This is a genomic window from Nocardia spumae, assembly GCF_020733635.1.
Taxonomy (GTDB): Bacteria; Actinomycetota; Actinomycetes; order Mycobacteriales; family Mycobacteriaceae; genus Nocardia; species Nocardia spumae.
This window is the reverse complement of record NZ_JAJFZL010000001.1, coordinates 3,692,364-3,704,668: the sequence shown is the minus strand read 5'-3', so window position 1 is coordinate 3,704,668 and position 12,305 is coordinate 3,692,364. Positions and strand designations below refer to the sequence as shown.

Annotated in this window: 12 protein-coding genes and 1 pseudogene; 5 read left to right on the top strand and 8 right to left on the bottom strand. The window is 66.7% G+C overall.

What is annotated here, in order from left to right:
- The first annotated feature begins 220 nt into the window (after positions 1-220).
- Positions 221-1,309, top strand: a complete 1,089-nt coding sequence (locus LKD76_RS16625; RefSeq protein ID WP_227982241.1) for a DUF6670 family protein — start codon at positions 221-223, stop codon at positions 1,307-1,309.
- A 398-nt stretch (positions 1,310-1,707) separates the two neighbouring features.
- Here LKD76_RS16625 and LKD76_RS32170 read toward each other — a convergent pair.
- Both LKD76_RS32170 and LKD76_RS16615 read right to left on the bottom strand, forming a co-directional pair.
- Positions 1,708-2,330: pseudogene (locus LKD76_RS32170) on the bottom strand (Tn3 family transposase); the annotation flags it as partial.
- A 202-nt stretch (positions 2,331-2,532) separates the two neighbouring features.
- Positions 2,533-3,435, bottom strand: coding sequence for a LysR family transcriptional regulator (locus tag LKD76_RS16615; protein ID WP_227982240.1), 903 nt, complete (start codon positions 3,433-3,435; stop codon positions 2,533-2,535).
- 161 nt (positions 3,436-3,596) lie between these two features.
- Here LKD76_RS16615 and LKD76_RS16610 point away from each other — a divergent pair, with 161 nt between their 5' ends.
- The 3 genes from LKD76_RS16610 to LKD76_RS16600 are packed head-to-tail and all read left to right on the top strand — an operon-like array spanning position 3,597 to position 5,237.
- Complete coding sequence (locus LKD76_RS16610; protein WP_227982239.1) at positions 3,597-3,905, top strand: EthD family reductase; 309 nt, start codon at positions 3,597-3,599, stop codon at positions 3,903-3,905.
- 48 nt (positions 3,906-3,953) lie between these two features.
- Positions 3,954-4,271: an ArsR/SmtB family transcription factor gene (locus tag LKD76_RS16605; protein WP_227982238.1), complete on the top strand. Its 318-nt coding sequence runs from the start codon at positions 3,954-3,956 to the stop codon at positions 4,269-4,271.
- Between the two features lie 6 nt (positions 4,272-4,277).
- Positions 4,278-5,237, top strand: coding sequence for an SRPBCC family protein (locus LKD76_RS16600; RefSeq protein WP_227982237.1), 960 nt, complete (start codon positions 4,278-4,280; stop codon positions 5,235-5,237).
- Here the strand turns inward: LKD76_RS16600 and LKD76_RS16595 are convergent.
- From LKD76_RS16595 to LKD76_RS16575, 5 genes are all read right to left on the bottom strand, one after another.
- Positions 5,222-6,634, bottom strand: coding sequence for an MFS transporter (locus LKD76_RS16595; protein WP_227982236.1), 1,413 nt, complete (start codon positions 6,632-6,634; stop codon positions 5,222-5,224). The two genes, LKD76_RS16600 and LKD76_RS16595, sit on opposite strands and share 16 nt — an antisense overlap.
- Positions 6,631-7,194, bottom strand: a complete 564-nt coding sequence (locus tag LKD76_RS16590) for an isochorismatase family protein (RefSeq protein ID WP_227982235.1) — start codon at positions 7,192-7,194, stop codon at positions 6,631-6,633. The genes LKD76_RS16595 and LKD76_RS16590 overlap by 4 nt, the downstream gene beginning before the upstream one ends.
- 125 nt (positions 7,195-7,319) lie before the next feature.
- A complete protein-coding gene (locus tag LKD76_RS16585; RefSeq protein ID WP_227982234.1) occupies positions 7,320-7,763 on the bottom strand; it encodes a MarR family winged helix-turn-helix transcriptional regulator in 444 nt (147 codons plus the stop codon).
- Positions 7,764-7,859: 96 nt separating this feature from the next.
- Positions 7,860-8,183 (bottom strand): ribbon-helix-helix domain-containing protein, encoded by a 324-nt coding sequence (locus LKD76_RS16580; protein ID WP_227982233.1) that lies wholly within the window; start codon positions 8,181-8,183, stop codon positions 7,860-7,862.
- Positions 8,180-8,491: a hypothetical protein gene (locus tag LKD76_RS16575; RefSeq protein ID WP_227982232.1), complete on the bottom strand. Its 312-nt coding sequence runs from the start codon at positions 8,489-8,491 to the stop codon at positions 8,180-8,182. The genes LKD76_RS16580 and LKD76_RS16575 overlap by 4 nt, the downstream gene beginning before the upstream one ends.
- A gap of 406 nt (positions 8,492-8,897) precedes the next feature.
- Here LKD76_RS16575 and LKD76_RS16570 point away from each other — a divergent pair, with 406 nt between their 5' ends.
- Positions 8,898-11,096, top strand: a complete 2,199-nt coding sequence (locus tag LKD76_RS16570; protein WP_227982231.1) for a hypothetical protein — start codon at positions 8,898-8,900, stop codon at positions 11,094-11,096.
- Between the two features lie 497 nt (positions 11,097-11,593).
- On the opposite strand, the gene LKD76_RS16565 is transcribed toward LKD76_RS16570, so the two are convergent.
- Positions 11,594-12,262 carry an FMN-dependent NADH-azoreductase gene (locus LKD76_RS16565; protein ID WP_227982230.1) on the bottom strand — a complete coding sequence of 223 codons (669 nt, stop codon included), beginning with the start codon at positions 12,260-12,262 and terminating at the stop codon, positions 11,594-11,596.
- Between the last annotated feature and the right edge of the window lie 43 nt (positions 12,263-12,305).

Genomic DNA, 12,305 nt, shown 5'->3' with positions numbered 1-12,305 from the left:
GCCTACGAGCACAACGGCAAGTACGCAACTCGCCGGGCGAATGTTCCTGCACTGCACCATGTTTGCGGTTCACGGCCGCACGCGACCGAACCGGTCATCGTGGCCCGCGGCGGGTGCTCACGTCCGGCGGCGAGTAGTGAACAGCCCGAAGACGTATCCGACAATGTGTATGTAACCAATCGTTGCAGACAGTTTCCCGGGATGTGTATCGTCTCGGCGCATGCGACCGAACATCCTCTGGCGAACCGTGACACCAGCGGCATTGCGGATAATGCCCTGGATCTCCCGGCCGGCGGTCCGCGCGACAGCGCGCCCGTTCACGCGACCGCACATGCTCGCGCCACACGTCGGCGGGCGTCGTTACGGATGGACGCATTACGGGGTGATGATCCCGAACCTGCCCGAGCCGCACCGATACTTCAGCACCATGGTGATCGCCGGACTCCCGGGCGCGACCGCTCTGGATAACGACGACGCGGTCACTACCACTCCACGCGACACGGTTACCGTATCGGCGTCGACCGCCGCTCGCGGAGCGGCGTTCTACCAGGCGTACTCGATGACCGAGCAATGCCGGCTCGAAGACGACGGATCGCTCCTGGACTTCGGTGGCGATGTCGTCATCGAAGGCACCTATCCCGACTTCCGTGTTTCGGTGAAAACCCAGGACTTCAGCGCTGACCTGCAACTGCGCGCGACCGGCCAGGTGGCCTGGTTCATGCGCTCACCGGTCTACGACCACCTGAGCCTGTGCGTCGAGTACGACGGCAGCATCACCGTCGGCGACGACCGAAGCGACGTGTCGGGAGTCGGCACCTTCGAATACGCCGCATGCGCAGGTCTGCACGGGCTTGTCGACCGCACCCTGCCCCCCGCGTCCAAAGCCCCGATCGACTTCTTCACCTACCAAGTGATCGGCGTCGACGATCACTCCCATCTGCTGCTGGTCGACGTACACGCCACCGGCCAACCTCTGCTGACCGCTGCCTATCACCGAGCGATCGGACAACCGACGTGGGTCACGCACAAGAAGGTTCGATTCGAGGTCACCGAATATGCCACGGAAACAACCATCGACCCCTACGGCAACGCCATGCGGCTCCCCGTGAGGTTCACCTGGACCGCAGGCGACGACCTGCTCGTCCACGGCACAGTCGACTCGCCACCGCGTTTCGGAGTCGGCCGCGGCTACATTCTCGGCTACCACTGCCACGGCATATTCGGCGGTGAGACCTTCGACTCGCGTGGCTATATGGAGTACATCGACAAGGAAGCCGTAAATCGAGCCGCGGCAGACTTCCTCGCCTGACTCACAACAGCCCGGACTCCCAACAGTTGAATCCCGTACTCACGGGCGTGCCGATACGTCGGCTGGCACAGATGAGCACAGCCGGTTGATCTTCGACGGCCAACCACTGGCCGCTCCGGTCGGCGCGCCACACGGCCGGCAAGAGGCTGGAGTCAGGATCGGCTCCCGCCAAAGGTTTATTCCAACAACAGGATGGCTCGAGGGTGTGCGACCGAACTATCCAGCTTGTCCTCTAACGACGCGCTTGCCCGACCGTCGTGAGATCGCGCTCCGTCGGCTGCGAGGGAATCCGACCTGAGGCCGCCATGTCGAAGGCCGACAGGCAGCTTGTGCCACAGCGTGTAATCGGCATTACAGGATGACGACGAGAAGGTCTGGAGCGCCGGGGCCAGGGGTCGGAAGGGGGTGTCGCGGACCCGCAGCGGCCGGTAGCCGGTCGGGCCGAGCTGGGCGAGTTCGCCCTCGATGTCGACCTCGATCGCGCCGAGGAAGTTGATGTTGGCGCTGTGCGCCGGGGAGATGTGGGCCAGGACGTCGTCGTCGATCCGCTGTCCGGCCCGGCGCATCTGCTCCACGGCCAGCCCGTAATACTCTGTAGTCCAGGCGATTACCGCGTCCGGGCCAACGTCAGGCATCAGGCTTGTTCGGCCTGCTGGCCGAGGTGACGGGCCCGGATCATGCCCTCGTGGGCGTAGAGCACGTCGCGGCGCAGCGCGTGCAGCGACTCGCCCTTGTTGAGCTGACGGGAGATCTTGCGCCGATAGTCCGGATCGGAGAGGTATTTCGCGGCGTAGATGGTGCGGCGGAGCGCGCCGTACTCTTTGGGCGCGGCCGCGAGAGTGTTCTGGCGGCCCGAGGCCGAGAGCTTGCCGACCAGCAGAGAAGCGGTGGCATGACCGAACTTCAACGAACCGGCCAACCGCCGCAGGTCATCCCAGTGCTCGGCGATCAACTCCAGGTTCAGCCTACGGGTCAGCAACGGCCCCACCTGCTGCGAGCCCCGCGCCGAAGCCGAGGCCCGGCCCACTGCGGCGACGGCAGATCCGTTGTCTTTTCGGCGGTTACTACCGGAACCTCTCGAAGTCGCCACGGAGCTGATCCGCAAGCCGATCCGCCACCGGAACACCACGATGTGACGGCTCCACCTCTGGAGCCCCGTGACACCGGCGGCCGTCGCTCGAGCAGTTCGGGCCGGCGCCGCGCCGGGGCCCCGGCGGTGCGGGTCAGTCCGGCAGCCAGTGCAGCTCGTGTGCCAGGGTTTTGGCGACGGTACGGATACGGCGGTGTAGTGGTGACTGCACGCGCGGGAGGACCAGGTGGATCGTCAGGTCGGGCGCACCCCGCAGCGGTCGCCACGTGAGACCGGCCGATGACACCGTGACCGCGGCTTCACCGGCCGGGGCGAGGGTGAGCCCGTCGCGTAGGTCGCGCTGAGCCATGTCGAAAGAGACTGCGGGCGTGTGGAATCGAGGGTTCAGCCGGGTATCGCGGAACAGTGCGGACAGCTGATCGTGGATCACGGGGTTGGCCACGCGGTCGGGCACTCTCAGCGGATACGCGGCCGCAGCGGCGATCTCGATCTCCGGGTGTCCGGCCAGCGGATGATGCTGTGCCAATTGAACCCCGACGCGCTCACGCCGCAGCAGGAATCGGCGCACGCCACGACCCGGCTGTTCACCGCGGGTGATCCCCGCATCGATGCGGCCGTCGGCGACCGCGGGAGAGATCTCCGGAGTCGCCATCGGGACCGCGCCGACCTCGAGTCCCGGGCTGCCGTGAATGAGCCTGTCCACCAGGGCCGGTGCCGTCTCGGCCCCCGTGCTGAGGCTGTATCCGATGCGCAGCGTGCCCAGTTCACCGGCCCCCGCATTCCGGGCGATGTCCCATGCCCGGTCCAGCGCCGCCAGCGCGGGCGGCGCGGACTCCGCCAAAGCCGCACCGGCCGTGGTCAATACGACGCTACGCGTGTTACGAACCAGCAGGCTCGTACCGAGTTCCGCCTCCAATCGGCGCATCCGGGCACTGAGCGCCGGCTGGGCGATACCGATCCGCGCGGCCGCGCGGGTGAAGTTCAATTCCTGCGCCAGCACCAGAAAGTACCGCAGGCTCACCGTATCCGGCGCCACATGCCCTCCCTGCCGATTGATAACGATCCGTTCTGAGCCTATCCCGTCCCGGTCTTTCCCTCGACCACGCATCAAGCCCTAACCTGCGCATATGACGATTCAACCGACCGTGGTGCCGGACACCGCACTCACCCGCACCGCCGGCGATACCGGAGGTAGTCGTGCATAAGCTGGTGGTCCTGTATCCCGAGCCCGTCGACCCCGACCACTTCCGCGACTACTACGTGACCAACCATCTTCCACTGGTCAGGAAGTGGCCCGGCCTGCTTGCGTGGCGCTACAGCTTCGACGTGGCGGCGACCAAGGGAGAAGCGCCGTACTTCGCCGTCTTCGAAGCCGACTTCGCCGACGCCGCCGCCATGGCCGCGGCGCGGGCGTCGGCGCACGGCCTGCGGGCGGCCGCCGATGTCGTCAACTACGCCACCGGCGGTGTGGTCGTCATCGACTATCCGGTGCAGGAGGGCTCCTGAACCCGTCCGAACCCCGCGTGTATATTCCAGATCAGCTATATTGCCGATATGGCATCTACGTTCGAGGCGTTGGCCGAACCGCGGCGTCGCGAGATCCTGGATCTGCTGCGGCAACGTGAACGCCTGGTCGGCGAGCTGGTCACGGAGTTGCGGCTGGCCCAGCCGACGGTGTCGAAACATTTGAAGGTGTTGCGCGGCGCGGGCCTGGTGGAAGTCCGCCACGACGCCCAGCGCCGCTGGTATCGGCTGCGGCCGCAGCCGCTGTCGGAAATCGACCTGTGGCTGGCGCCGTACCGGCGGCTGTGGGAGTCGAGTCTCGACGCCCTCACCCGCCATCTCGACGTGATGGCCACCGAGGAGGAATGAGCAGCAATGCCCACCGACGACTCATCCGCGGAGCTCACCACCATCGATGGTGTGCCGACACTGCGGTTCGAACGCCGCCTCGCGCATCCGCCCGAGCGGGTGTGGCGAGCCGTCAGTGAACCCGCCCAACTGGCGGCCTGGTTCCCGGCCGCGGTGGAGACCGAATTGCGTCCGGGAGCGCCGATGCGGTTCACCTTCGGCGACCAGGCACCCGTGGACGACTCGTGGGACGGTGAAGTGCTCGAGGTCGATCCGCCGAAGGCGTTCATGTTCCGCTGGAACCGCGATGTGCTGCGATTCGAGCTGATCGCCGAGCCGCCGGGCTGCCGACTGGTGTTCACCCACGCGCTCGGGCACGGAACGCTCGGACGGCTCGGTGCGGCGCGCACGGCTGCGGGCTGGGACGGCTGCCTGACCGCGCTGGCGGCCGTACTCGACGGCGTCGACCCCGGCTCGCCGCAGGAGCGCTGGCTGACGCGGGCGCAAGCTTATGTCGAGAAGTTCGGCCTGGGCCGTGGCCGCGCCGAGACCGACGCCGACGGCCGCACGCGATTGCGGTTCACCCACGATCTGGTGCCGCAGACCGCCGAGGGAGCGTGGGCGGTCCTGGTCGAGCACAGCCGACCGCGGGTGGGTGCGATGCCACCGGAACGGGCGGCCAACCCCGTGATCGAGCCCGGTCCGCTCACCGCGGCGCAGCCCCCCGGCCTGCTCGAATACGAGGCCACCGTCGACTCGGTGCCCGCGGGCCGGGTGCGCTGGGAGATCATCGCCGATCCCGACACCGGGACGCGCCTGGAACTGGTGCACACCCTCCCCCACGATCTGGGCCCGCAGCGGGCACGACTGCTGGCGGCCTGGCAGGTGCATCTGGAGCTGTTCTACGCCGCCAACCGCGGCGAGATCCGCTGTCCGTGGCCGGCGCAGCGGGTCACCGATCTGACCGCGACCTACGCCGACGCCTGATCCGCGTGCGACCCCGTGCGCAGCGGAATCCTGCCGTCGAGCACCGTCATCAGCCCGATCGCGCCACCCAGGCCCAGGATCACCCAGGCTATGGCGTGCAGTCCGGCGTCGGTGGTGGCGGGTCCGAACGTGAGCGCGATGAGACTCGAGGAGAAGATCGCCCCCAGATAGGCGAAAGTGCGAAACAGCCCGGAGGCCACCGCGACCTGATCGCCCGGCGCCTGCACGTAGAGCGTGGCCTGATTGGCGAATCCGCTGAATCCACTGGCCAATCCGAACAGCAGCGACATGGCGATCAGCACCGGCACCGGTGAGGTGTGAGTGATGAACCGCAGCATCACCCCGGTCGCCGCCAGCGCGAGGCCGCTGGTGATCAGCGGCCATCGGATCCAGCCTCGATTGGAGACCAGCCGTGCGACCACGATGCTGATCGCCGACAGCGGCAGCAGGATCAGCCCGACCTGGGAGGCGCTGTAGCCCGCCGCCTGTTCCATCCACTGACTGGTGCCGTAGAGGGCGGTGTAGGTGCCCAATGAGACCACCGCCTGGCGCAGATAGGTCCGCAGCAGATCACCGTTGCCGACCAGCATGCGCACATCGATGAGCGGACTGCGGGCCCGCCGCTCCCAGCCGATCAACGCCGCACCCAGCACCAACGCCACCGGCAGCAGCGGCCACATCGGGGTCCGCAGATCCGACAGCAGGATCAGCACGCTGATCACGGTGCCCGCGAACAGCACGATGCCGACCAGATCGACCGCCGCCGCCAGCGACCCCCGCCGCCGAACCGCCGGCTCATCACCGGGTACCCCTTTCAGAGTCGTGATCAGCGCCGTCAGCGCCAGCGGGATATTGACGAAGAAGATCGCGCGCCAGCCGAACACCCCCGCCAGCACACCGCCGAGCGGCAGGCCCACCACCGTGGTGACCTGGGCCGCGATGGAGAAGTTGCCCAGCACCCGTGCCGGGACCCCGGTACCCGCGGCGTCGGCACGGTGCCGTACCAGCGCCATCGCGGTCGGAAACGCCGCCGAGGTGCCCACGCCGATCAGAGCCCGCGAGATGACCAGGAAGGCGAATGCCGGTGCGGCCGTGCCGATGACACCGGCGACGATGAGGACGATCAACCCACCGACGAAGACCCGGCGCGGCCCGAACAGGGTGGCCAGCTTGCCCATCGTGGGCTGCATGACCGCACTGCACAGGTACAGCACCGAGATCAGGACGGCCGTGGCGCCGGGACCGCGATGGAAGTCGACGCCGATGCCGACCAGGGCGGTGGCGATGGTGGAGGTGTTGATCGGGTTGAGGGTCGAGCCCAGCAGCAGCGGCCCGGCGAACCGGGCGGGAAACGGATCGCTGGGTACGGCCGCGGTATCGGTGGGTGCGGCTGTCACGCGCGCGCCGCCAACAGCCGCAGCACGTCGTCGGTGGTACCGGTTTCGGCGATACGGCCGAAGATGTGGGCGATGCTGTGCTCGTGCCGCTCGCTATCGGAATCGGTCATGGCGTCGACCGGAAGGGTGACGTGAAACCCCTGCTCGTGGGCATCCCGAGCCGTCGATTCCACACCGGCGCCGGTAGCGATGCCGATGACGACGACCTGGGTGACGCCGTCGGCGCGCAGCCGGTCGGCCAGTCCGGTGCCGGCGAAGGCGCTGCGCGCGTACTTCGTGACCAGGATGTCGCCGGGCTGCCGATCGAGTTCGGGGATCAGGGTGGCCCAGTCCGCCGGCAGATCACCCGACGCCGTGGCCCCGGCGTCGGTACGCCCGGGCGGGGTACCCGCGACATTGACCAGCACGACTGGCAGATCGCGGTCGCGGAAGGCCTGTGCCAGCGTGGCGGCACGAGTGACGACCGGCTCGACCGGATGCGCCAGCTCCCGGCTCACGATCCCCTGCTGCAGGTCGATGACGATGAGGGCGGTGGCGGGATCGACAGCGGTAACGGGCATAGCGAATTCCTTTGCTGGTACACGGTTTTCGTCGCGTCGCCGGGCGGCGGTGCGCATGACGGGTCGGCGCGGATCCCGTGCCGGGATCGCGCTGCGGCGCTTCGAGGTGATCGGGCGGTATCCGGTCAGGTGGAACGGGCGATGCGTTCGAGGAGGGTGACCGCCGCGGCGAGCTGATCGATCTCGGCGTCGCTGAATTCGGCCTCGATCACCCGGGTGAGCCAATCCTCTTTCGCGCGACGGCCGGTGGCGAACTCGTCCCGGGCGGCGGCGGTGAGGTCGAGGACGGTCTTGCGGCCGTCGGCCGGATCGGGCCGGCCCGCGATCAGTCCCGCATCTTCCAGTGCGCGAACGATTTTCGCCATCGACTGCGGACGCATACCGGCCGCTTTGGCGAGTTCGGTGGCGGTGGCCGGACCGCCCTGCTCCAAGCGGATCAGAACCGAACTCTGTGACTTGGTGAGATCGGTGCCCTCGGCCTGCGCGCGCAATTGCCGTAGCAGCCCACTGACCGCGACGCGCAGATCACCGGCCACGGCGGAGGCTGTCGGCGCGAGTTCTCTGCTCATGCCTCCACGGTACATCTTATGCAGCCAGCTGTACAGCTGGCTGCATAACTTCGCGATCGTCCGGTTCGTCTTCTCGCTATCGGGCGGGGATCGGATTCACGCCGAGGGGCGCAGGCTGCTGAGCACCCGGATCGCATCCGACAGCGGAATCATCCGGCCGGGCTGCTCGGACAGCAATCCCATCTCGATGTACTGGCGGATCAGCATCGACGGCGTGATGCAGTGTTCGGCCGCCGCCTCGCGCAGCCGGTCGCGCAGATCCTTCGGCAGTTTCAACGACGTCGTGACCATGCCGCGTTCGATCTCCGCGCCGGTGGGGGGCAGCGCGGGCGTGGCGGCGTCGTCGTCGAAGACCAGCCCGTCCACGATCGTGCGCGGGTCGGTGCCGGGGTCCGGTTCGAAGGTGTCGTTGTCGCTCATCGGTTCGCCTCCCAAGCCGTGAATTCCTCGAGCTGTTGCGAGCGCATCTGTGCGGCCATGAGGATTTCCCACGTGCCTCGAGACTGTATATCCCGGGTGCGCGAGGGCGGCGGCAGCTCCCGGAGCAGCACCACCAGCGGCCGGCCCGACTCGGTGCGTCCCCACACGGTCGTGACCGGCAATCCCTCGGCGGTGCGGGCCGGGCGCGGCCAGCGCTGCGACGAGTACAGCACCTCCATCACCTCCCAGGGCGCCACATCCGCCCGAGCCAGGAAAGAGTGGACTCCGATCCACCACGCGTACTCCACGCGGACACCATAATACGCGGGTATTACTCAGACGGGAATCGGTGTCCGGCGCTGTGGGAGCACGATCGTGCGATCGAATGCGGTCGGATGTGCGGCGGCGTGATCCACCGCCGCGTTCGTCTCGTCGAGTCCGAAGGTCGTCACCGTCTGCTGCGACAGATCGAGCCGGCCGCAGCGGATCAGCTCGATCAGGCGCGGGACCGCGGTCCGACAACCCGATCGAGCTGGGCGTCGAGGTCGAACGCGGCCTCACGCCGCTGTTCTGGTCGCATGCACTCCCTTACCGCGAGGTCAAGCTCGACATGAACACTCGCCTCGCCCTCGGCGGATAGATGACGCCCCCTACCCGATCGAGTAACCAACTCTGGTCGACTTCCCAGCCAGGGGCAGTGGCTAGTTTGTCGACATGGTGACAGACCCGGTGTGGGGCGGCTTGGAATCGGTGTCGTGGGCAGAGCTGGGTCATGCCTATGGATCGGCCGAGGATGTGCCGGAGCTATTGCGCCGACTCCAGGGCGCCGAAGGCGAGGCAGCGGAGGCGTTGCGGGAGCTGTTCGGCAATATTTGGCATCAGGGCACGGTCTACTCCGCGACTGCGCACGCGGTGCCGTTCCTGGCTCGATTGGCCGGGGCCGGCATCCAAACCCGTGGTGTCCTGGATCTCTTGGCAGAGATCGCCGCCGGCACTGGTGAACGAGGGGGTGCCGAACCCGGTGCCGCTCGACACGCAATCGCACAGCAATGGCCGCTACTGCGCCCCTTCGTGGACGACGCCGACGAGCAGACCCGACGTTCTGCGCTCCACATCATGATCCGGACACAACCCGCCGAACTGGTTTTGCCCTTGTTGCTCGAGCGGTGGGAGGTCGAGACCGAGCCATCGCTACAGAGTGACATCCTCACTGCTGCAGGAAAGCTCGACGACCCGCTGGCGCGTGAGCTGGCGATCGCAGCGTTGGGACCGGCCGAAGCCCCGCAGACGCGCCTGCGCGCGGCGACAACCTGCGTCGCGGCTGGCATGCCATGGGAGGGTGAGGTTTACGCAGCCGGAACCGCCTGGCTCACCGATGACTCGGTGCACAACATCATCGGACAGCTGAACGACCACATCACCGGCCTGGTGGACGCCCTCGTTGATCACTGTGACATCGCGACCGCCACGGACCTGATCACCCTCGCGCTCACCAGCTCGGGCCCTTCCGCTGAGTTGATCCGGCGTCGCGGCATGTCCGAGGCCGAGCGGCTTTGCGCCGGATTCCGCAGCGCCGCACCGGCACTCGCACCCGTGCTGGCCACGGTGGTGGCAGAAGGGTTGGTGGATGAGTATGCCAGGCGTTGTGCAATAGATCTGCTGTGCGCGTTCGGCCCGGAGTCCGCCCCGGACGTGGCCGACACACTGGCCACACTCGCAGGACACCCGGAAAGCCCAGTGCTTGCCGATCGAGCAGTGGCGTGTCTGGTGCAATGGCGAGATCCACGGGCCACCCTATTGCTGGCCCGCGAGTTGGCCACACGGCCGGAAGCTTTGTCCCAGATGGCCGAGGCGTGCGCGTCGTTCGAGTTATCGGTGCCCTTGCTCGATGCGATCCGGAACCGGCTCTCACAACTGGCCGAGCCACCCTCATCCTCCGACAGCCTCGTCTCAGGCGCCTCTCGGCACAACGAGCTCATCAACCTGTTCCGGATCCTTGGCACCTGGGCGGCACGCGCCCACATCGCCGGACCCGAGGTAATCCACCTCCTCACCAGTGGATCGTTGAGCCGTATTCAAGCAGTGGCCGCACTCACCGCGCTCGCCGCGATGGGCATCGAACCGCGACGCACCGCTGACATGCTCACGCAGTTTGCCACCCAGAAAACCGGCTTCAGCACCCTCGATGCGGCAACCGCACTGCACGAACTGACCGGACGCGCCGAGCCCCTGCTGACAGCCATCGAAACGGCGGTCCAGAAAAGCCCTGTCGCACGCATGGTGGCAGACGCTGGCCTGGCACTCGCTCCCTCCGAACGGCTGGTGACCGCATTGGCAAACAAGGTGGCTCAGCCGCCGGCACTGGACGCCCCCGCATATGTACTCAGCGAGCATGTGCAGATCGCGCGGCTGTGGGTGCATCATGGCGGTGAACCGACAGCGGTTCTCCCAGTCCTGACTCTGGTGCTGCACCTACCTCCTCGGACCGACCTCTGGACAGTGATCGACGCCGCAAACCTGGCCGCACGAATCGGTCCAGCGGCCGAACAACTATTCCCCGCGCTGGTTCCATTGCTCGATTCCGCCCCACTCCGCCCAGCCGCAGTCCGCGCACTACTGAATATCGCCCCAGCCCAATACGACACCGAGACAGCCAGAGCCGAACTGATCGACATGATCGTGGCAGACCTTCCGAAAACCGCCTCCCTCTACCAGCAACAGCCCATCGAGCTGCTCGAAGAGCTGGGCCCCTCAGTCTTGACCCCTGATGTCGTGAATACGTTGCGGCAGCTCGCCGTACAAGACCGCAGGATGGTGAAGGCCAATTCAGCCCCCGAATCGATTCAGAACGACGAGTCGTTCCGCCTCAGCATTCTCGCGATCATCGCTGACCAGACCCCACCCAAGCCCTGATTCACTTCACTGCCCCGAAACTGTCACGAAGTGCAAGGTTCGAACGGTGTCATTGGCGTAGTGGTGTTCCGTAGGCCGATCGGCTTACGGAACAGCTTCGGATGCCGTCACGACATCGACCTGCACGCCTCGGATGGAGTTGATCAGTACAACAATCGCCATCGTCGGTGCCTCCTGTCGGATGCTGCTCACCCGATAGGAGGCACCGAGCACTGCGCTATCCGCCTGCGTGTGGGGCGCGTGCGGCGGAGGATCCTTCTCGGAGGACCTCTCCGGTGAGGTTGCGGTTGGCCTCCGATCCCAGGAACACGATCAGGCGGGCGACATCGTCGGGATCGGACAGTCGCCGGGTCGGTGTGCCCGCGGCCCAGCGCCTATGCCTTTGGAGGCTCCGGTCACCAGTACCACACGGCCCTTCATCCCTGTATCCATGTTTCTCCGATTTCCGTTGTTTCCGGGCTTGCGAGCGAGCGCCCGAATGAAGTTGTCGCAGGAGCTCAGCTCGACGGTTGGAGCCGTCGGCCGATCGAGGTGGCGAGCGCGGCAGCGGCTTTCAACGCGGCGGCTCGCGAGGTCTGGTGAGCGTCCTTGAACTCGGCGAGGAACGGGACGTGCAGTGCGTTGGTCAGTTCCGTATGGATGAAATGCAGATCCGTGAGCCCGAGTGTCTCGAAGTAGGCCCGCAGGTAGGGCTCTTGGTAGTCGTACGGTGCACGTGGTGTTCCCGGCGCGTATGAGCCGCCCCTGGCGGTGACCACGACGGCGGCCCGCCCGGCCAGGGGCAGCCAGGGAAACGAGATCTGGTCGATCCACGCCTTGAGCGTCGAGGGGACTGAGAAGTTGTACATCGGGCTCGCGATCAGCAGGACATCGGCGGCGAGCAGTTCTTCGATGAGTGGCCGGCTCACCGCCCAACTTCTCTCCTGCGCCAGTGTCCGCACCACGTTCGACATGCCGGTCAGCTCTCGGATTCCCGCGGCGGATGCCTGGATCGCGATCTCGGTGCGGGCCTCGTCGACCGGCGGCACGGGATCGGCACCCAGATCCCGGTAGGTGTAGTCACCGCCGGGGTGTCCGGTGCGCCATTCGGCGGCGAACACTGCCGAGACTTCGCGGGAGAAGGAGTTCCTTCTGGGACTGGTATCAATGTGCAGGAGATGAACCATTACGCCTCCGGGAATATCAAATTACATAGCCGGACATATAATA

Coding starts and splice junctions, on each gene's coding strand:
- LKD76_RS16580 (WP_227982233.1), bottom strand. CDS start 8,183: ATGAGCGACAACGACACCTTCGAACCGGACCCCGGCACCGACCCGCGC.
- LKD76_RS16625 (WP_227982241.1), top strand. CDS start 221: ATGCGACCGAACATCCTCTGGCGAACCGTGACACCAGCGGCATTGCGG.
- LKD76_RS16600 (WP_227982237.1), top strand. CDS start 4,278: ATGCCCACCGACGACTCATCCGCGGAGCTCACCACCATCGATGGTGTG.
- LKD76_RS16565 (WP_227982230.1), bottom strand. CDS start 12,262: ATGGTTCATCTCCTGCACATTGATACCAGTCCCAGAAGGAACTCCTTC.
- LKD76_RS16590 (WP_227982235.1), bottom strand. CDS start 7,194: ATGCCCGTTACCGCTGTCGATCCCGCCACCGCCCTCATCGTCATCGAC.
- LKD76_RS16585 (WP_227982234.1), bottom strand. CDS start 7,763: ATGAGCAGAGAACTCGCGCCGACAGCCTCCGCCGTGGCCGGTGATCTG.
- LKD76_RS16570 (WP_227982231.1), top strand. CDS start 8,898: ATGGTGACAGACCCGGTGTGGGGCGGCTTGGAATCGGTGTCGTGGGCA.
- LKD76_RS16605 (WP_227982238.1), top strand. CDS start 3,954: ATGGCATCTACGTTCGAGGCGTTGGCCGAACCGCGGCGTCGCGAGATC.